Origin of the sequence: Spiroplasma endosymbiont of Dasysyrphus albostriatus (genome assembly GCF_964019495.1) — a bacterium.
Classification (GTDB): Bacteria; Bacillota_I; Bacilli_A; order Mycoplasmatales; family VBWQ01; genus Spiroplasma_E.
Window position 1 is genome coordinate 98,030 of sequence record NZ_OZ026447.1, and the last position, 18,865, is coordinate 116,894.

The 18,865-nt window shown below is 23.1% G+C and carries 29 protein-coding genes and 1 pseudogene; 16 read left to right on the forward strand and 14 right to left on the reverse strand.

Going from position 1 to position 18,865, the window contains the following annotated elements; translation table 4 throughout:
- Position 1: 1 nt before the first annotated feature.
- The 5 genes from AACL11_RS00670 to AACL11_RS00690 form a co-directional block, all read right to left on the reverse strand.
- Positions 2–154 carry a hypothetical protein gene (locus AACL11_RS00670; RefSeq protein ID WP_338957299.1) on the reverse strand — a complete coding sequence of 51 codons (153 nt, stop codon included), beginning with the start codon at positions 152–154 and terminating at the stop codon, positions 2–4.
- 3 nt (positions 155–157) lie between these two features.
- Positions 158–451: a hypothetical protein gene (locus AACL11_RS00675; RefSeq protein ID WP_338987822.1), complete on the reverse strand. Its 294-nt coding sequence runs from the start codon at positions 449–451 to the stop codon at positions 158–160.
- Positions 441–743: a hypothetical protein gene (locus AACL11_RS00680; RefSeq protein WP_338987823.1), complete on the reverse strand. Its 303-nt coding sequence runs from the start codon at positions 741–743 to the stop codon at positions 441–443. The genes AACL11_RS00675 and AACL11_RS00680 overlap by 11 nt, the downstream gene beginning before the upstream one ends.
- Positions 744–820: 77 nt before the next feature.
- Positions 821–1,393, reverse strand: a complete 573-nt coding sequence (locus AACL11_RS00685; RefSeq protein WP_338988471.1) for an IS630 family transposase — start codon at positions 1,391–1,393, stop codon at positions 821–823.
- The gene (locus AACL11_RS00690) at positions 1,350–1,709 is read right to left on the reverse strand and encodes an IS630 transposase-related protein (RefSeq protein WP_338987824.1); all 360 of its coding nucleotides are present in this window, start codon (positions 1,707–1,709) and stop codon (positions 1,350–1,352) included. The genes AACL11_RS00685 and AACL11_RS00690 overlap by 44 nt, the downstream gene beginning before the upstream one ends.
- 344 nt (positions 1,710–2,053) lie before the next feature.
- Here AACL11_RS00690 and AACL11_RS00695 point away from each other — a divergent pair.
- Positions 2,054–2,843 (forward strand): IS5 family transposase gene (locus tag AACL11_RS00695; protein WP_338986592.1). Its coding sequence is split into 2 segments (ribosomal slippage): positions 2,054–2,314 and positions 2,316–2,843, totalling 789 coding nucleotides; the frame shifts between segments, so codons are not numbered across the junction.
- Between the two features lie 188 nt (positions 2,844–3,031).
- Positions 3,032–3,817, forward strand: a pseudogene (locus AACL11_RS00700) (IS256 family transposase); the annotation flags it as partial.
- Here AACL11_RS00700 and AACL11_RS00705 read toward each other — a convergent pair.
- Complete coding sequence (locus AACL11_RS00705; RefSeq protein WP_338987825.1) at positions 3,814–4,374, reverse strand: hypothetical protein; 561 nt, start codon at positions 4,372–4,374, stop codon at positions 3,814–3,816. The pseudogene AACL11_RS00700 and the gene AACL11_RS00705 sit on opposite strands and share 4 nt — an antisense overlap.
- Before the next feature lie 569 nt (positions 4,375–4,943).
- On the opposite strand from AACL11_RS00705, the gene AACL11_RS00710 reads away from it, so the two are divergent.
- The 13 genes from AACL11_RS00710 to AACL11_RS00770 all read left to right on the forward strand — a co-directional run bounded on the left by AACL11_RS00710 (position 4,944) and on the right by AACL11_RS00770 (position 11,171).
- A complete protein-coding gene (locus AACL11_RS00710) occupies positions 4,944–6,005 on the forward strand; it encodes an alpha/beta hydrolase (RefSeq protein WP_338987826.1) in 1,062 nt (353 codons plus the stop codon).
- Between the two features lie 177 nt (positions 6,006–6,182).
- The gene (locus AACL11_RS00715) at positions 6,183–6,368 is read left to right on the forward strand and encodes a hypothetical protein (RefSeq protein ID WP_338987827.1); all 186 of its coding nucleotides are present in this window, start codon (positions 6,183–6,185) and stop codon (positions 6,366–6,368) included.
- A gap of 313 nt (positions 6,369–6,681) precedes the next feature.
- Complete coding sequence (locus tag AACL11_RS00720) at positions 6,682–6,891, forward strand: hypothetical protein (RefSeq protein WP_338986911.1); 210 nt, start codon at positions 6,682–6,684, stop codon at positions 6,889–6,891.
- A 23-nt stretch (positions 6,892–6,914) separates the two neighbouring features.
- On the forward strand, positions 6,915–7,037 hold the full coding sequence (locus AACL11_RS00725; RefSeq protein ID WP_338986909.1) for a hypothetical protein: 123 nt from the start codon (positions 6,915–6,917) through the stop codon (positions 7,035–7,037).
- On the forward strand, positions 7,030–7,683 hold the full coding sequence (locus AACL11_RS00730) for a PD-(D/E)XK nuclease family protein (protein ID WP_338987828.1): 654 nt from the start codon (positions 7,030–7,032) through the stop codon (positions 7,681–7,683). Before AACL11_RS00725 ends, AACL11_RS00730 begins: the two co-directional genes overlap by 8 nt.
- Positions 7,673–7,897 (forward strand): hypothetical protein, encoded by a 225-nt coding sequence (locus AACL11_RS00735; protein ID WP_338986906.1) that lies wholly within the window; start codon positions 7,673–7,675, stop codon positions 7,895–7,897. Before AACL11_RS00730 ends, AACL11_RS00735 begins: the two co-directional genes overlap by 11 nt.
- Positions 7,890–8,084, forward strand: coding sequence for a hypothetical protein (locus tag AACL11_RS00740; RefSeq protein ID WP_338986904.1), 195 nt, complete (start codon positions 7,890–7,892; stop codon positions 8,082–8,084). The genes AACL11_RS00735 and AACL11_RS00740 overlap by 8 nt, the downstream gene beginning before the upstream one ends.
- Entirely contained in the window at positions 8,075–8,272 is a 198-nt protein-coding gene (locus AACL11_RS00745; RefSeq protein WP_338986901.1) for a hypothetical protein, read from the forward strand. Before AACL11_RS00740 ends, AACL11_RS00745 begins: the two co-directional genes overlap by 10 nt.
- A 92-nt stretch (positions 8,273–8,364) precedes the next feature.
- The gene (locus AACL11_RS00750; RefSeq protein WP_338986898.1) at positions 8,365–9,273 is read left to right on the forward strand and encodes a recombinase RecT; all 909 of its coding nucleotides are present in this window, start codon (positions 8,365–8,367) and stop codon (positions 9,271–9,273) included.
- 16 nt (positions 9,274–9,289) lie between these two features.
- The gene (locus AACL11_RS00755; RefSeq protein WP_338986895.1) at positions 9,290–9,457 is read left to right on the forward strand and encodes a hypothetical protein; all 168 of its coding nucleotides are present in this window, start codon (positions 9,290–9,292) and stop codon (positions 9,455–9,457) included.
- 292 nt (positions 9,458–9,749) lie between these two features.
- Positions 9,750–9,893: a hypothetical protein gene (locus AACL11_RS00760; protein ID WP_338986892.1), complete on the forward strand. Its 144-nt coding sequence runs from the start codon at positions 9,750–9,752 to the stop codon at positions 9,891–9,893.
- Positions 9,894–10,087: 194 nt separating this feature from the next.
- Positions 10,088–10,345, forward strand: a complete 258-nt coding sequence (locus tag AACL11_RS00765; protein WP_338986890.1) for a hypothetical protein — start codon at positions 10,088–10,090, stop codon at positions 10,343–10,345.
- A gap of 1 nt (position 10,346) precedes the next feature.
- The gene (locus AACL11_RS00770) at positions 10,347–11,171 is read left to right on the forward strand and encodes a hypothetical protein (protein WP_338987829.1); all 825 of its coding nucleotides are present in this window, start codon (positions 10,347–10,349) and stop codon (positions 11,169–11,171) included.
- Between the two features lie 35 nt (positions 11,172–11,206).
- Here the strand turns inward: AACL11_RS00770 and AACL11_RS00775 are convergent, their stop codons facing one another.
- Genes AACL11_RS00775 through AACL11_RS00810 form a run of 8 tightly spaced genes read right to left on the reverse strand, consistent with a single transcriptional unit; the run spans position 11,207 to position 17,856 of the window.
- Positions 11,207–11,413 (reverse strand): hypothetical protein, encoded by a 207-nt coding sequence (locus AACL11_RS00775; RefSeq protein ID WP_338986885.1) that lies wholly within the window; start codon positions 11,411–11,413, stop codon positions 11,207–11,209.
- Positions 11,414–11,430: 17 nt separating this feature from the next.
- The gene (locus tag AACL11_RS00780) at positions 11,431–11,553 is read right to left on the reverse strand and encodes a hypothetical protein (RefSeq protein WP_338986882.1); all 123 of its coding nucleotides are present in this window, start codon (positions 11,551–11,553) and stop codon (positions 11,431–11,433) included.
- Positions 11,554–11,557: 4 nt separating this feature from the next.
- Entirely contained in the window at positions 11,558–13,390 is a 1,833-nt protein-coding gene (locus AACL11_RS00785; RefSeq protein ID WP_338987831.1) for a hypothetical protein, read from the reverse strand.
- On the reverse strand, positions 13,374–14,153 hold the full coding sequence (locus tag AACL11_RS00790; RefSeq protein WP_338986877.1) for a hypothetical protein: 780 nt from the start codon (positions 14,151–14,153) through the stop codon (positions 13,374–13,376). The genes AACL11_RS00785 and AACL11_RS00790 overlap by 17 nt, the downstream gene beginning before the upstream one ends.
- A gap of 5 nt (positions 14,154–14,158) precedes the next feature.
- Positions 14,159–15,352 carry a hypothetical protein gene (locus tag AACL11_RS00795; RefSeq protein WP_338986874.1) on the reverse strand — a complete coding sequence of 398 codons (1,194 nt, stop codon included), beginning with the start codon at positions 15,350–15,352 and terminating at the stop codon, positions 14,159–14,161.
- 21 nt (positions 15,353–15,373) lie between these two features.
- The gene (locus AACL11_RS00800; protein ID WP_338987833.1) at positions 15,374–15,496 is read right to left on the reverse strand and encodes a hypothetical protein; all 123 of its coding nucleotides are present in this window, start codon (positions 15,494–15,496) and stop codon (positions 15,374–15,376) included.
- 16 nt (positions 15,497–15,512) lie between these two features.
- Positions 15,513–15,998: a hypothetical protein gene (locus AACL11_RS00805; protein WP_338987834.1), complete on the reverse strand. Its 486-nt coding sequence runs from the start codon at positions 15,996–15,998 to the stop codon at positions 15,513–15,515.
- Positions 15,999–16,014: 16 nt separating this feature from the next.
- Positions 16,015–17,856 carry a hypothetical protein gene (locus tag AACL11_RS00810; protein ID WP_338987835.1) on the reverse strand — a complete coding sequence of 614 codons (1,842 nt, stop codon included), beginning with the start codon at positions 17,854–17,856 and terminating at the stop codon, positions 16,015–16,017.
- Between the two features lie 162 nt (positions 17,857–18,018).
- On the opposite strand from AACL11_RS00810, the gene AACL11_RS00815 reads away from it, so the two are divergent.
- Positions 18,019–18,848, forward strand: a protein-coding gene (locus AACL11_RS00815) for an IS5 family transposase (protein WP_338986605.1) whose coding sequence is annotated in 2 segments (ribosomal slippage) — positions 18,019–18,415 and positions 18,415–18,848 — 831 coding nt in all. Because the reading frame shifts where the segments join, the coding sequence is not laid out codon by codon here.
- Positions 18,849–18,865 lie beyond the last annotated feature (17 nt).

An 18,865-nucleotide genomic window follows, 5' to 3' on the forward strand; every position in this document is an offset into this window, starting at 1 on the left:
ATTATTTTTTTTCTAAATTTTTTGCAATTGAATTTAATAATTTTAAAACTTTATATTCATTTTTTAATTCTTTAATAATAAATATTAAAAATATTATTAGTGTTATGCTTGTTATTAATATTGGTACTATTAATAAAATTTTTCATAATATCATTTTTTACTCTTTTCATTTTTTAAATCATTTAACATTGATTGAACAAAATGCACGATTTTTAGGAATATTTAAAGTATTAAAAATTTGACCAGTTACTATAATTTCATCATTTTTGTTTAATAAAATACATCGTCTATAAAATTTTGGGTTGTTAAAAATTAAAGTAACATAGTTTAGACCATTTCATTGACCACGAACACTATAATATAATTCTTTATTACCTTTTTCGTAATATTTTGCTTCAATAGTGTTACTTATTTTTACTGTTAATTTGACATAATTGGCTTTATCTTTCATTTTTATAATTCCTTAAATAGTATTGAATATGCTTATATGCATCTTGTTCATATTTTGTTAATTTTATATTTCCTTTATAATTTTCTATTTTAGTTTTATTTTTTGGTTCACTTTCTAAATAATCTCAATTCATAACATCTTCTACTAATACCATTAATGCACCAATAATTTTAGGTGTTGCTAATGGATTAGTTAATAATTGTTTTGAACTTAAAAAGAAATTTTCTACAATAACTAATATTTTTTTATTAATAAATTGTTTTTGAATTAATTGAAAATATTCTTTATACATATTTTTAGTTCATGAAAATTTTAATACATTAAGTGTTTCATTAAAAACAATATTATTAGTTTCATTTGAATATATAGCTAACTAAAGTAATGTTTACTCATATCTTGAAAAACAAAATCAATCGCGTTTTTAATATTTGGTCAATAATTTGGTAATATTTTTCTTATATTATGTTTTATAGCAAATCAAAAATGTTCAATTGGATTTAAATTAGGAGAATATGGTGGAAGAAATAATAGTTTGCATCCAGCATTTTCAATTAATTGTTTTGTTGCTTTAGATTTATGAAACGTCGCATTATCTAAAACTATAATTTGTCCACACTTTAATACTGGAATTAGTATATTTTTAACATATGATTCAAAAATTTTACTATTGCAATGTCCTTCAAATGCTCATAGAGCTTTTAATTTACCTTTATTTAGTGCACCAATTATACTCATTCTCTTTATTTTATATGCAGGTTTATTATCAAATAATCTTTTACCTTTTTCAGACCAACCATATTTATAAAATTCATTATCATCAATTCCAGATTCATCAATATATACCAAATCTTCATTCATTATTTTCGCTATTTCTTTTAAAAAATCTTCTTGTTTATTTTTATCTCTTTGTTCATATAGAAAAGTTTTTTTTATATGTATAATTTAGTTTTTTGAAATAGTTATAAACTGTTTCTTTTGTCATATCACCAAATTTTTCAATTACTTTTTGAACTGTAACATCTTTATTTTCTGCTAAATAATTTTTTAATTCATCTAAATCCTTTATTTTGTGGCTATGTCTTTTTTGATAATTCAAAATTGGTTTTATATTTCCGGTTTTTTGCTTTCTTTTTCTTCATAAAAATAAAGTCTTTCTAGTGATATTGAACACTTTACAAATTTCTTTAATTTTCATGTTTTTACTTTCATAAACTTCTATTACTTTTCTTCGTAAGTCCTCACTGTATGGTTTTGGCATAATTTAATCTTCCTAATCTATTTTAATTATTGCTGAATTATACTTGTAAGTGCAAGAATTGTTTAAATTACATATTATTATTTTACATTATTTATGAGTAAACATTACTTTCGTTAGCTATATACTAGTTTCCAATTCGCTCCCACCCCAAGAATTACCATTAATGGTTAGTATATTTTATTAGGTATCACTCCACTTTTTATTTATCCATGCAAGTCCACATGTTCTAGCTACTATTTTTAACAACTGTGTTGTAGTTCACTTTTTTAGTTCCCTAAGAACCTGTTTAGAATCTTTTAGAAAATAATGTAAAATTACTATATATTTTAAAATAAGAGGTATATATGCATAAAAATTATCCAAGTCATGTTACTAAAGAACAATTTGAGAACATAAAATCAACTTTAGAAAACAGCAAAAAGAAAACAAAACCAAGAAATTTAGATTTATATGAAGTGTTTTGTGCAGTTTTATATGTATTAAAAAGTGGTTGTCAATGAAGAATGTTACCAAAAAATTTTCCAAAATGACAAACTGTATATTATTATTTCCAAATTTGAAGTAAAAACAATGATAAAGAACCTAGTGTATTGCAATTAATTTTAAAAAAAATTAGTTAAAAAGATTCGTATTAAGAATCATCGAAAAGAAAAAACTAGTTTTTGTATAATTGATTCGCAAAGTGTTAAAAATACAGATACTACTGAAAATAAAGGTTATGATGCTGGTAAAAAGATTTCAGGAATAAAACGTCATATTGCAGTTGATACGCAAGGTTTACCACATGCAATTTACATAACTACAGCAGAAAAAACAGATCGTAATAGTGCTATCATAATGATTAAAAGTGAAAAAGAAAATCTTTCTACAGTTCAAAAAATAATAGTAGATGCTGGCTATACTGGTGAAAAATTTGCTTTTAAAATCAAAACAATCATAAATGCAAATGTTGAAGTTGTAAAACGTAATGAATTACATTCTTTTGTAGTATTGCCAAAAAGATGAGTTGTAGAACGAAGTTTTGCATGATTAGAAAAATGCAGAAGATTATGAAAAAATTGTGAAAGAAAACTAAATACTAGTTTACAAATGGTTGTTCTTTCCTTTATTTCAATTTTATTAAAAAGATTCTAAACAGGTTCTAACACGTGTTGATAATAGCGTTAAAGAGGTTTATTAAAAATTTTAAAATTTTACAATTACAAAAAAAAGACAAGATTTTTATTCTCGTCTTTTGTCATTTATTTTTAATTCAAGGGTAAAAAAAAGAAAGGAGCTATTTTTAAAACTTTTTAGTTACCGACATCTTCGACACGCTCCCTACTGATGATGTTATTGATGACGTCAAAGCATGGCAAAATCGACCATTAGATAGTGTTTATCCGATTGTTTATTTTGATTGTACAGTAGTTAAAGTACGACAAGATAAACGGATTATTAATAAATCAGTTTATATAGCTTTAGGAGTTGATTTAGAAGGTAAAAAAGATGTTTTAGGTTTATGAATTAGTGAAAATGAAGGTTCTAAATTTTGATTAGCCAATTTCACAGAAATGAAAAATCGTGGCTTAAATGATATTCTGATTGCTTGTAGTGATAATTTAACAGGCATGTCAGAAGCAATACAATCAGTTTATCCTAAAACCGAACATCAATTATGCATCGTTCATCAAATTAGAAATAGTTTGAAATATGTCTCATATAAGCATAGAAAATCTCTAGTTGCAGATTTAAAACCAATTTATACTGCATGTAGTGAAGAACAAGCAATGCAAGCTTTAGAATCATTTGAAAATAAATGAACTAAACAATATCCACAAATTGCTAAATCTTGATATAAAAATTGAGATAATTTAATGGTTTTTATTAGTTATCCTGCAGAAATAAAAAGGGTAATTTATACCACAAATGCTATTGAATCTGTTAATAGTCAATTACGAAAAGTCATCAGAAATAAAAAAGTTTTTCCTAACGATATGTCAGTTTTTAAAATATTTTATTTAGCAATTGACAATATAACAAAAAAATGAACAATGCCCATTCAAAATTGAAATACAGCAATTGCTCATTTTATGATAAAATTTGAAGACAGAATTAATCTGAATTAGTAACTTTGTAAAACAAAGAAACACAGATTATTAAAAAGCCTCACACTTCCTGATGTTTTTCCTTCTTTATCACTCTGAACTATTGTTAAACCTTTAGCAAGATCTACTTTTACTCAACCTTCTGGCATTTTTGATCCAACAGGCATTCATTTATATTCACCAGGAATTCATTGTCCTTTACTTTCATCTGATTTTTTATTTTTTTCTTGGCAATCTTTTAACTGTGCTTCTAGTTCTTCTCTTTTTGCTTTACATTCTTTTAATTGTTCTTCCAATTCTTCTCTTTTTGCTTTACATTCTTTTAAATCTTCATCTGATTTTTTATTTTTTTCTTGGCAATCTTTTAACTGTGCTTCTAGTTCTTCTCTTTTTGCTTTACATTCTTTTAATTGATTTTCCAAGTCTTCTCTTTTTGCTTTACATTCTTTTAATTGATTTTCCAAGTCTTCTCTTTTTTCTTTACATTCTTTTAAATCTTCTTCTAATTTTTTAACTTTATCTTCAAGACCTTCTAATTTTTTATTTTTTTCTCTACATGCTTTTAATTGTTCTTCCAATTCATCAATTTTATCTTCTAGTTCTTTAATTTTTTTTTGATTTATCTAATGATTCTTTTACTGATTTTGCATAAAGACTACTTATTTCTTCTAATTCATTAGCTGTTTCTTGCAATTTTTTATTTAATTTTTCCATTTTTGCTTGACAATCGCTATCATCAACATTAACAGTAGTAACACTATCTTCTTCTACTGTCTTATTTTTTCATTTATCATTTTTAAGTATCCTCCTTTTTATTAAAATTCTCGTATACTATTTTTATTAATAATGAAAATTATTGAAAATATTATTTTGTTTCAATTTTAAATAAGATTTATTTAAAGATAATTTTAAATAAATCTCACTTAAAGTTTACAAATGAAAAAATTACTATACAATAAACTTTCCTACAAAGCAATTATTGATAAAATTAAATAAAAAATTTTTATCTCCAACTAACTATAGAAACTTGATTTTTATGTATATGAAAATTGAAAAATAATTAAATTAACATACATTAATATTTTAAACATTTGATAAGATAGTGTAAAATAATTAGTAGTTTAGTAGTTTAGAAAAGGCTTAAAAAATGACAGTAATCAACACGTCTGTGAATCAAAAAATTTTATTAACTGGTTATAAAAAATTTTGTTATTCTTTTAGCAAAATTTTATTAGTTATTCTATTATTTCCTTTTGTTTATTTTTATTCAAAAAAATATCAAAAACAATTTTTAGAATTTTGCTTTTCTTATCAAAAAGAAGGTAAATTTAAAATAAATAACGAACAAACAGTTGATATTAATAGTTTTAATTATCATCAATATGATTGTCAAATTAAAGATCTTAATAAATATGGCTATCCAATTGATTGAAAAAAAGAAAATTATCAAGAATTTACCATTAAAAATGATAATAATCAAAACATTAGTTGTCTAACTGTCATTCAAAAAAAGAAAAGTGATAAATGAGTTATTGGCTTTCATGGTTGAACAGAAAATAAATATTTAGCATTAAGATTAGTGTCATGATTTTATGAAGAAGGATACAATATTTTAACTTTTGATAGTGTTGCTCACGGTAAAACTTATGGCCAATATAGTGACATTGGTCTTACTTGTGCTGAAAATATTAATTGTTTAATTAATTGAATAAAAGATAATTATCAAGTTAGCAGTATTGGTTTAATTGGTAATAGTATGGGTGCATCAACAATTAATTATTACTTATTTAAATATAAAGTAACCAATTTAATTAACTGGGCAATTACTGATTGTGGATTCTCTAATCTACTTGTTCAATTTCGTTACGTCATGCAATACCGTTATAAAAAACCTTGATGATTAATTAGTAATGGTTTAGCCAAAAGATATCAAAAATTTACAAATACAAATATTTTAGAATATGATTTATTAAAAAAAAGCAAAACAGGTTTTCAAGTTCCTACTTTATTAATTCACGGTAAAAAAGATAATTTTGTCCCATTTTTCATGGCTAATGTCATTCATAATTATCAAGTTAAACTCCATTATAAAAATTATGATTATTTATTTTTGGAAAATATTGGTCATATTGAAACCTTACCAAATGCTTATCAAACTTACATTAATAAAATAAAAAATTTTATCAATACATACGAAATAAAAAAATAGAGATAGGAAAAAGACATGAAATTAAAAAAGAAGTATTCGTTTTGAGTAATATTAATGATGGCAATTTCTGCCACAGTTGGATCATCAGTACTAATTTCATTTGGACAAGTAGCGTTTTAAAGTGGATTTAATCCGATTTTAATGATATGTGCCTGAATTTTAGGCGGTATTTTAATTTTGCCAGAAATGTTATTACTAGCAGAAACTGCTATTTCTTTTCCAGGAAATGGAAGTGCTTATTATTGATTAAAAAAAGCAAATTGAATGGCTTGTTCGTTTTGATTGGGATGGATTTTAGTTTTAATGGTAGTGCTACTGCCGTTGGGGCGCATCACTTTAACCCTTAGATTAATAAATGGATAACAAAGAACGATATAACTATCGTTCTTTTTTTGTTAAAAGATTAAAACTTCATAAAACTGTCGTAGAAGTCAAATGGTGAGTACTTTATGTAAATACTTCTATATCAGGATAAAAGCGTGCATTTAAGATGTAAATAGAATTGTTAAGTGAATTTAATTGAGATTAATTTGTAAAAGCAAAAGGAAGCACTTAACCAACAACCCCTGTTTTATCTATATTTTAAATCACTACACCGTAAGGGGGGTTATATATAAATACATACCTCATTAACAATATCATAACACAATAAAAAAAATAAAGGAGAAAAATAAATATGAAATATGTTTACTTATTAAAATATGAAGTTAATTATACTGGTCAAATAAAATATAAGGCTTTTTCAACTGTAGAAAATGCTACTAACTTTCATAGAAATTATAAACATCATTTAATTAAAGATGCTTATATTGAAAAATATGAAATATTAGTAATGGAATTAGACATAAATTTAAATAATAAGGAATTAAATAAAAAACTTAATTAAATTAATGAAAGGTAAAAATATTTATGGAATGTAGAGAATATAGAATGGTTGGTTCTTGTGATAGATGTAGAAAACAATCTTCAATTGGTAATAGATTATGTAATAAATGTTTTTGATTATTAATAGGTAGAAATAAATATGAGTAAATTAATTTTTAAAAAAGAAACTCATCAATATTTTTTAGATGATAAAGAATTAATATCAGTTTCTAGAATTATTGATAATTATTTAGGATTTGGATATAGTCATATCTCAGCAGAAATATTAAAAAATGCTTCAGTTCGTGGTAAATGAGTTCATAAACTTAATGAATTATATTTACAAAATATTAATCAAGAAAATATTATTAATAATTTATTAAAAAAATTAAAACCAATAACAAATTCAATAAATTATTCTTATTGTAAAAAATCACTTATGTTTTTAAAAGAAAAATTTAAAGATAAAAATAATTATGAATTTATTATAGAAAAACCTATTAATGATAGTTTAATTGCTGGAACACCAGATTTAGTTTATTTAGATAAAAAAGAAAATAAATATTATTTAGTTGATTATAAAACATATGCTTGTATTGATGAAGATAAATTAAAAAGAATTAAATTACAATTAAGTGCTTATTTTTGAATATTATTTAAAAGTAATATAGATATATCGACTAAAACCTATATATATTTAACAAATAAAAATATTCAAAAAGAAATTGAAATTGAAATAACAGATGAATTAGTAGATGAATGATTAAAAGCAAAAATAAATTATTTTAAAGGAGAAAATCAAAATGGAATATAAACTAGAATATTGTAAAAATAAAAAATGTAATTTTAATGAATTATTAACGAAAAGTATTAATGCCAGAATTGAATATTTAGAATATCAAATTGAAGAAATTAATTTAAGTCAAATAAATGTATGAGAATTAGATGTTTTAAGAGGTCAAATTAAAGAACTAAATATTTTAAAAACTAATATTAAAGAATGATTAAGAAGAAATAAAAATGATTAATGAAAAATCAATTAAAGAAAAAACTATTTATTCTTGTAATTCAATTGAATTTGAAAAATTACCTAAAAAATTAGATAGTAATCTAAATAATTGAATTGAGATTAATAGTCATTTAGTTATTAATCCTAGTAAAAATATTGAAGTACATTTAGATAATAGATTTAAAGGAGTTAAAAGATGAAAGTAGAAAAGACTAAAAAATTACCAATATGAGCAAAGATATTATTATCACCAATAGCAATATTGTTTATTCCATTATTAATAATTGGTTTTATATTTACTTTCATTGGTGGAATATTAACTTTTATTAGTGGATTTATAAATTGTTTAATATTTGGAAAAATTACAATTACAAAGGAAGCAACTTATGGATAAATCAATTTTAATTTTATTAAAACATTTAGGAAAAATTAATAAAAAATTAGATGAAATTTTAGAATTATTAAATAAAAAAGGAGAAGAAAATAATGAGTAATGATTTAACTAATAATAAAAATTCATTAACTATTGAACAATGATTTAATAAAAAAAATCAAGGTAATATTGATAATAAAGAAATACAAAGATTTAAAAGTAATGCTTTAGCAATTAAAAATCAATTAGGTTTATCAAAAACTAGTTTAACTACAATATTAGAAGCATGTTATCAAGCGACATTATTACAATTACCTTTAGAAAAGAATTTTGGTTATTGTTGAGTTGTACCTTTTAATCGTAAATATAAAGATGAAAAAGGTGATTGAATAACTGTTAAAGAAGCACAGTTTCAAATGGGATATAAAGGTTATATTCAATTAGCGCAAAGAAGTCAACAATATAAAAAAATTAATGTTATTGAAGTTAGAGAAGGAGAATTAAAAAAGATTGATTATTTAAAAGATGAAATAAAATTTAAATTTATTGAAAATCCTATTGAAAGATTAAAATCAAAAATAGTAGGTTATTGTGCTTATTTTAAATTAAAAAATGGTTTTGAAAAAAATTTATATTGAACAAGTGAACAGATAATAGAACATTTTAATAAATATAGTGAAACATATAAAAAAAATAAAAAATTTATTGTTAGTGATTTTGATAGTATGGCTAAAAAAACTGTATTAACTCAATTATTAAGAAAATGGGGAATTATGTCAGTTGACATGCAAACTGCTTATGAAAATGACCAAGCAATTATTACTGAAAATGAAAAAATATATATTGATAATCCAAATAATCATATTATTGATATTATTGATTCAAATCCTAAGTTTAAAGAATATCATGATACTATTGATGCTATTACTAATTCAACTGATAATACTGACTTAAATTCTACTTTATCTAAAATAAAAGAATTAGAAAAAGAAGAAGAAATAATAGAAAATTTTGAAGTTTAATAAGGAGAAATAACTAATGATTACTACCGAATTTATGAATATGATATTAAAAAATGAATATAGACTGAAATTAATTACTTGATTAAATAAACAACTTAGTATTTGCTTATGTGATTCTTTAAAAGAAGCCGGCAAACTTACTGCTTATTATAAAGTACTTGAATTTATAGAAAAGGAAGAATAAATAATGGGATATTGAACAAAGTATAAATGTGTTTTTTGTGGAGAAATAATGATTGGTGATGAAGAAAATATTGAACATGTAAGAGAACATAGAAAGGGTATTAGATAATGAAAAAAGTTGAAATTAATAAAGAAAAATTAATTAAATATTTAAATAATCATTCATGTTTACATATGGAATTAATAATTGAATATTTAGAAAAAGGTTACTTTGATAATGAATAAATGTGAACATGAACAATGTCAAGAAATTGAAGAATTAATAGTTAGATTAAAATTAGGAGACTTTGATAATGAAGAAAAGAGATAATGAAATTTGAGAAGCAATTTGTAATAAACAAGAACTAATAAATTGTATATTTAAAGAAATTTTATCAATTAATAAAGAACTAACTGAAATTAGAAAAGAAATAATTGAAATTAAAGAAAATAATTAATATTTAGGCATTTGACATATACTTTTTACCCGCTCCTTTCTTTATTTTATTTAATATGTCAATGTAAGTCCTAATTAAAATTTTATATCTATACAGAATGAAACTATAGAATTATTACAAATTTGGATAACATTATAATTCTATAGTCCACCGTTTACTACGGTGCTGATGAGTTCATAAAAGGATGTGAAATAATGAGAAACATTAGAACTGAATGATTTTATAATGAAAAAAGTCCTAAAGAGATAAAATGTCCAACAGTTGGACTATTAAAAAATAAAGAAGATGCTTTATGTTATTTATTAGCATTAAATTTATATCCAAAATTATATCCACAATATATTTATTATTCATGAATATTAGAAAATAATCAAACTGGATATTTAATTATTTGTGGTAATAATAGAGATACTATTGGAAATATGCAATTTAAATTTATAAAAGGAGAATAAAATGCCAAACGAAAATACACAATCAAATTATACTTTAACTAAATTAATTAGAACTGGTATAAGTCCAATTTGTGCAATAATTGGTACAAGTGCTTATTATGGTCAAGTAATAGGTAATCCAGTATTAGGTTCAATTAATAGTTTATTATTTGGTAAAAAATTAGGTTTAGATATATGAAATTTAAATCAAAGACCAAATACTAAAACTAAATTAATTAATAGTAGTAAAAAAATATTACTAGGTTTAGGAACAATTGGTTTAGCAAATTATGCAAAATTTACTAATGTAGATATTAATCCAAATCCAACAGAAAGTCCAATAACAACTACTACTGTTGACCCTTTTCCACCAGATTTATTATTTGTAGTAAATAATAACCCTAATAATTTAATGGATTGAGATACATATTTTAGTTTAAATGCTTATGGTATATCAAATCTTATTAGTGGATTAACTGAATTAATACCTAATAAATTTGAAGCAATAAGAAAGATTTGTAATATGGCTACTGGTGGATGTTTAATATCAAGTGGTGTAGCAATGGGTATTAATAATGATTTTAATAATGCTTATGCAGTACCTACAATTGTTGCTGGTGCAAGTGAAATTATCCATAATTTATTACCTATGGAAACTACACATCATAATGAAGAAATGCAAGAAACATCATTTAATGATGAAACTGCAAGATTAATTAATGACAATAGATTTACTATTAATAGTGAAACTGCAAGTCAATATTATGGTAGTGATAATATGAGCGAAGTACCATTAAATCATGATAATGCTTCATTAAATTGAGATTATAATCATATGAGTTTATAAATAAGTAAAAATGCCTTTAATAGGCATTTTTTTAATTAATAAATACTTTTTACTTCTTGTTGTTTATTAATAGAATTTAATTTACTTTGTAATTTATTAATTTTATTTTGTTTTTTAAGTTGTTTTTTATTAGGGTCTGTTAAAGATTTACCAAAAGCAACGAATGCTTTTCCTAATTTAATTAAAACATAACCTCCATTAATACATAAATTAGCAACTATAATAATTGTTGTAGTATCCATATTAATCACCACCTTTCTTAAAATATTTGATTAATTTTTAATATGATTTTTAAAATGATAAATATAATTAAACCTGCTGTTGCTGATGATAAAATTACTCCTATTAAACCTAAAATAATTTTTATAATTTTAAAAAACATAATATTATTCCTGTAATTCTTCTAATTTTCATACATTACCTTTTAATTTACCTTTTCCAGTATAAATAGTAATCCATTTTGCATGTTGAACTGATAAAATTACTATATTAGCACTATCATTAAAGGTTTGTATTTGTACACCAGCAATTTTTTTATTAGTTATAATAAATTCTTGAATAGTATAAACTGGATTATATATACTTCAAGAATAATAAATTCTATAATGTTTATTCTCTTGAAAATCATAAGTAATTTGTCAATTATCTAATTTATTTTTTTCTCTTGTTCCTACTTCTTTTCATTGTGGAATAGTTGGACTTGGTGTTGGAGGATTATTTTTTAATTCAATATCTCAATTATTTTCTTCTATTTCATTTGTTTCTAAACTTTTTGAATTAATTTTTATAGGTTTATCTATATTAATTACACTTGGTGAAGTAATATTTAATGTATTACTAGTAATTTGATAAGTATTTTCTTTTAATTCTTCAAAACTAAATATAGCACCACCATCAATTTCACATTTAATAAATAAACTTCATTTATTAGTAGATTTAGTATAATCAGCCTTAAGAATTAAAGAAGCATCTTTATTATCAATTTTACCAATTAAAAGAGTTCATGTACCAGTTCCAACTGCTTTTGCTGATTTAAACAATAACATTAATGGATAACCATTTTGTTCAGGTGCATTTCTGTGTCATGTTATAAATACACGATATGTTTTATTAAGGTCAATATTAAAATTATCTCATGTTCTATTATCAACTTTCTTTCCTATTACAACTCAATTTTCTTTATCTTGCTTTTTATCTATTTTATCATCTATATATTTTTTATTTGGAATATCTAAATCATCAGTTACAACTGGTTCATTTCTATAAATTAAAGTTTTACCTCCAACATTAGTTTTAATAACTTCATTAACTAATCTTGTAGTACTATTTTTATCATCTTTATTATTAAATATTCTATTTTCATCAACTGAACTACCACCAGTAGCACTAATAGTATTAGTTTTTTCATCAATCTTAATATTTTCACCAGCAGTTAATTTATCTTGTTTTTTATCAACATATTCTTTATTGGTTGCATCACTTAAAAATGTAGGTGTACCAACATCAATAAGTCTTCTTCCATTAGCATCAATACCTTTATTATCTTTGGATTTAATAAAATTAGGATTATCTTTATCAACTTCTCATAATGAATCAATATTACTATCAACATGAATTTTTAATTTAGGAATAGTATCACTAATATCATCTATTTTTATACCAACTCCTGCAGTAATTCCTTCTTTTCGTAAAAAAGTTTTATTACCAGAATCTCAAGTTATAACTCTATTATCACTTTCATCAAAAATATTAGGTGTATTAAAATTATCTGTATTACATGAAATACTATTATTTATTGCTTTTCTTGGTGTATGTAAATTTGCTTGTTGTAATAAATTATATACTTCCATTAATACATAATCTGGTTCACTTGGAGGACTAATACTACTTGATAAACCATTACCACTAATAGATACACTACTTCTTATAAATGCCATTCCATCAGTTAAATAATATATAGTCATTCTTGCTGTTGCTCTTTTAACTAATTGTTGTTGTGTTTCATTAAGATTTTTAAATCCTATGACTTCAATTTGATTACCAGTAATAGTATTAATTCTTTCACTTGATATAGCAATTGCCATAATAGTAAAATCAGTTTTAGTATTATCAGTAGTAGTTTGGTCAGCATCTGGTATAAAACCATATATAGTTTTTAAATCATCTTTTGTAATATAATTTAAATTTACATTTCAATCAATATTATTTTTGTTTTCCATAATCTTTATACCTTCCATATCCTTGTACTGCTTGTGATTTATTAACTGTACTAATAACTGATTTATTAGGTTTAGTTACTGCTATATTTAATTGATTAACATTTTTTCTAACAGTAGCATTCATTTCTTTTCTAGTTTTATTAACTCCACCTAAATATTCTCTTATAAAAACACTATTAGCACCAGTACCATAAGCACCCATAGACTTACACATATCAATTCAAGTTTCTCTTGAAACATTAAAATAATCATATGATTTACTTAAATTAGTTCTATATGTTAATGTAGCAATGCCATAAGTACCAGATTGTGCTTGTATTACTGGAGTTCATATACCACCCGCTAATGCACTACTTGAAAGATTTACATAAATTCCAATCATAGAATCATAATCTTGCTCAGTTAAAGAATTAATAATAATTTCTTTACCTTTATCCATTAATGACTTACCATTTAAATATTGTTTTTGAATATGTTGTAATTTAGCAATATTATTATTAGTAATATGTGTCATTATTTTTTTATGAATTACTGGTAAATTTGTTAATTTTTGTAAAACTTGTTGAAATTCAGATAATTCTTTTTGTGATTTACCTTGACCTAATACTTTTGACATTAATTGATTTTTTAATATTCCTGCTGGATTTTTTAAAAAACTATTAAATAAATTATTATTTTTTTTAAATTTTTCTATTAATTCAGCAGTTTGAATATCACTAACAGCAGTTTCTAATATTATTCTTAAAAGTAAGATAATAGGCATTTAAATTACTTCTTTGTAAAAGTTACTTGTAAAGAACCATCATATAAAGTTTTACCTTCAACATTAGCACTTGTTGCTGTTAAATCTGAAAAATTAGCATTACCTTTTCTATAATTAGGGTTTTTAGCAATAACTGCTTTTTCTACTTCATCTGCAGTTGGTGTTGCTCCCGCCATATCAATTTTTCCTAATTTAGTTCTTTCAATTGCTGTTGCAATATCTACATTTGAACTAACTGTAAATCCTTTAACTAAATCTGGACGTAATGCTTTACCTTCTGAAACTAAAAACTTATGAAAATTTTTAACATTTGAATTTGTTTGTAATAAATAAGTATTATCTAAACCACGATTAAATGGAAATGCTAATGCTTCTTTATGAACTAATACAGCATCACAACCTCTAAAATCAAATGCTTCTTGTTTATCAATAGTATTACCAGCCGGATAATTTCTACCTAATCATGGACATTCTACAATTTTAATTCCACCAATTTCTACAATTTTACCATCTTTTAATGCTTGACTTGCACTATCACTACCTAATGTAGTTGTTGCTAATAATATTAATGGTTTAAAAAAACTAGATACTCATAATGTATAATCTTCTTCATCAGTACCAATATATTCATCATTAATTCTTGATTTTAATGTTGCTAATGTATTTGAAATTTTTAATCATAATAATAATCTATAATCATCTACTTTTGGAGTTTGTGGTAATGCAATTTTAATAATGTCATTATCTTGTGCTGTTTTAACTGCTAATTGCATTAATTTAGCAACTAAATATACTTCTACTGATTTTGCTTTTGCATCAATTCAATCACTAGCAAGACTATCAGCAATAGTAATACCACCATTTTCAAATTTTGCTCCCATTCTTTTTAAGTCAAGAGTTTCAATTTCATAACCAATTTGTTTGCTTTTATTTAATAAAATTTGTTCTGTTCTAAGTGCAGTTACATCATTAGCACCAGCACCAGCAGTATAATCTTCTGTAAGATTTCTTTTAGTAACATTATAAACAGCAGTACCAGCATCTAATTGTTCTCTATTTTCTACTGTTGCATTAATTAATGCTACTCTCTTTGATAATAAAACTTTTAAATTTTTAATATATTTTACAGATAAATCCGCTTTACCACTAGGTGTACTAGGGTCATTAATTGTTGTTGATTGTGTTGTAATAATTGCCATTTTATTTCACCTTTTCTTTTTTTATTTTAATTTCATTAATAATTCAATTAATAAATCTTCTACATGTAATCTTTTTAAATTATTATCATTAATAATAATTAATGATTTTCTTACTAAATCAATTTGACTAAGTAATTCATGCATACTATAATCCATATTTTTAACCTACCATTCCTATTTTTCTAGTATCTACTTCATCTTCTTTAAATTTATCTTTTACATCTAAAGAATTACTAATATTTGTATCTTTTTTATTATTAAATAAATGTGGAAAATCTTTATTTAAATTTGATAATTCTTCATCAATATCTTCTTTATCTCCAAGATATCTTTTTAATAAATTAATATTTTCTTGTGATAAATCATATTTTTTATAACTTTCTGAATGTCTAATTTTTCTATCTTTATCAGTTTTTTCTTTATATAAAGTATTATATTTTTCTTCTAATTCTTTATATTTATCTTCTAAAGTTGGTTCTTTAGATTCTTCTGTTTCTGGTTCCTTTGATTCACTTTTTACTGGTTCTGATTCATTTTCTACTGTTTTTAATTCATTTTCTTCGGGTTTTGATTCATTTTCTTGTTTTTCATCTTTTTCTTTTTCTTCCATATTATTCCCTTCTTTCATTTCATTTTCATTTAACATAATTACCACCACCTTTCTAAGTTGAACTTTTTGGATTTATTACTAATGATGTAGTTTGAAGATTTCAATCTGCTTTTGCTACAAATGTGCTTCCAAGATAACTTCAACTTGTAAGGGTTGAAATAAATTGATATCTTAATACTATAAATTTATTAAAACTAGTATAAGCAACTATTTTAAATCAAACGCTTCCTAATGAATCTATACCAGTTGTAGTTGGTAAATCATTGGTTCATAATAAATTATTAATGTAAGTATTAGAAATACTATCATTAGGAGTTAAAGTTGCTATTTGTTTATTTTTACCTTCATTAATACTATTATTTATATTAAATGTTCAATTATTTGTAGCATCATTATGATTTCCAGAATTATTATTATAATTAATATTATTTGATTCAAATTGAGGATTTTTTTCATTAATATCTTTTAAATCACTTAAATTAATTTTTATAGGTGTAAATCATGATTTTTTATTACCAGTTGTTGATGTTCCTTTCAATGGAAATGAACCACTCATATTAAAATTAAAATTAAATGTCATACTTTCATAATCTTCTTTAAATTTATCAAAATTATCATAACCATAATCTTTAAATGAAAATAATATTGCTCTACCATAACCACTTAATTCTTCATTTATATAAGGTCTCATTTGATAACTATTATTTTCTGGTGTAGTACTAATAATACTATTTGTAATCCCATATTGACTTTGATTACTTAAATCAATAAATATAGGATGTGCTCTTGGTATTAATGGTGGTGGTTGTATTGCTTGTGGATAATTAAATGGTTTGTCAAATTTAAAAGTATTATTTGCTAAAATAAATGTATTTTGAATTAATCTACTATTATTACTTGCTTTACCTACTGTTTGATAAGTACCACTTCAAATACTAAAATTATCATTAACAGCACCATCTCTATTATCTGGCATTGAATAAAATGTTATTTTAAAATTACTTTTTCCTACAACTTTAATATCAATCATATCAATTGCTCATTTTACTATATTAGTATTAGTAAAATTTGGAGCATTTAATAATGGAGTTGAACTCTCTTCTTTTGCTAATAATGAAACTGTATCTTTACCACCACTACCATTTAATTGACCTAAATTTACAGTATCATAAATTCCTTGTGATGATATACTTCCATCATTAATATTAAAATTTTGTAAATTAATCATATCAGTTAAATTAAATGTAAATGATGTCATATGACTTGCTGTTCCTAATACTGATTGAATTGCATCTGGTGTATCATTTCTAAAAACATCAAATGGAATTAATGCAGGATTAGTACTTTGTGAACTATATAATAATGTTGTATAAAAAGTATATAATTCAGCAGATATTAAGCCATTTATATATTGAAATTGAGGTATTAATAAATTACTTACTAATTTAGCACCAATATCTAAACCACCAACAAATACATTCATAAATGAACCAAATACTGGAATAGTATTAAGATTAATTTTAATTGTTTCTCTTGGAGTTAAAGGAATTTCACTAATAGGATTATAAATAAAATAATGTAAAGCATTTATAGTATTTAATTGCTTAAATTTATTATTATTCATATTATAATGAGTATTACCAATAAATTTTTTATTATTTTTATTATAATATTGAAAATATGGATTACCAGCAGTTGCATAATTATAATCTTCTATTTCAGCACCATTTAAAAAATTATTATCTCAATAATTTACTAATCTCTTTGAAACATCAACTTTATTAGTATTTTTAGTTTTTTCAACATTAGTTCTTAAATGTCCCTCATAATGCTTCGTTGCACCATCATCATAATTTGGTGCAATTACTTTTTGTCAATCTTGATAACTATCCATTGTACTTTCACCACGTACAGTTAAAACATAATTAGTTTCTGGTAATGCTTGAAAACTTACTGGGTCATAAGTTGAACATTGATATTAGACTTCTTGCGAGACTTATCTATTAAAATTTTCATTTTTAAAATATAATTAAAATTAAAAAAAGATAGGTAATTTATGATGTTTGATAAATTAAAAGCTATTAAAAATGCAGAACTATTAAGATTAACTGGTATAAATGAGATTGTTTTTAAAAAAATGATAGAAATTTTAAAAAAAGAAGAATTAAAAAAGTTTAAAAATGGTGGTACACCTAATAAATTAACTTTAGAAAATAGATTATTAATGACGTTAGAATATTGACGTGAATACCGAACATATTTTCATATTGCTAAAAGTTATGGAATTAGTGAAAGTAATTGTTATAGAAATATCAAGTGAATAGAAAATACTTTAATAAAACATCCTGATTTTCAGCAACTTAATGGAGCAAAATCATTGTTAAATAATAATTTTAAAGATAAAACAGCTATTATTGATGTTACTGAAAGCGCTATCCAACGCCCAAAAAAAGACAAAAGAAATATTATTCAGGAAAAAAGAAAAAACACACAATAAAAACACAAATTATAATTGAACAAGATAGTAAAAAAATTATAAGTTCTTATTTTTCTTGTGGTAAAAACCATGATTTTAAAATTTTAAAAGATTCAAAAGTTAAATTTTTATCACAAACAACTATTTTAGTGGATTTGGGATATCAAGGAATACAAAATATACATCCTAATGTTTTAATTCCAAAAAGAAAATCAAAGAAAATTCCTTTAACTAGAGAAGAAAAGAAAAATAATAAACAAATTTCAAAAATGAGAGTTGTTATAGAAAATATTTTTGCTATACTGAAAAAATTTAAAATTATTAGTGAAAAATATCGAAATAGAAGAAAAAGATTTGCTTTAAGATTTAATTTAATAGCTTCAATTTATAATTTACAACTTTTAAATTAAAAATCTTCAAAAATTTA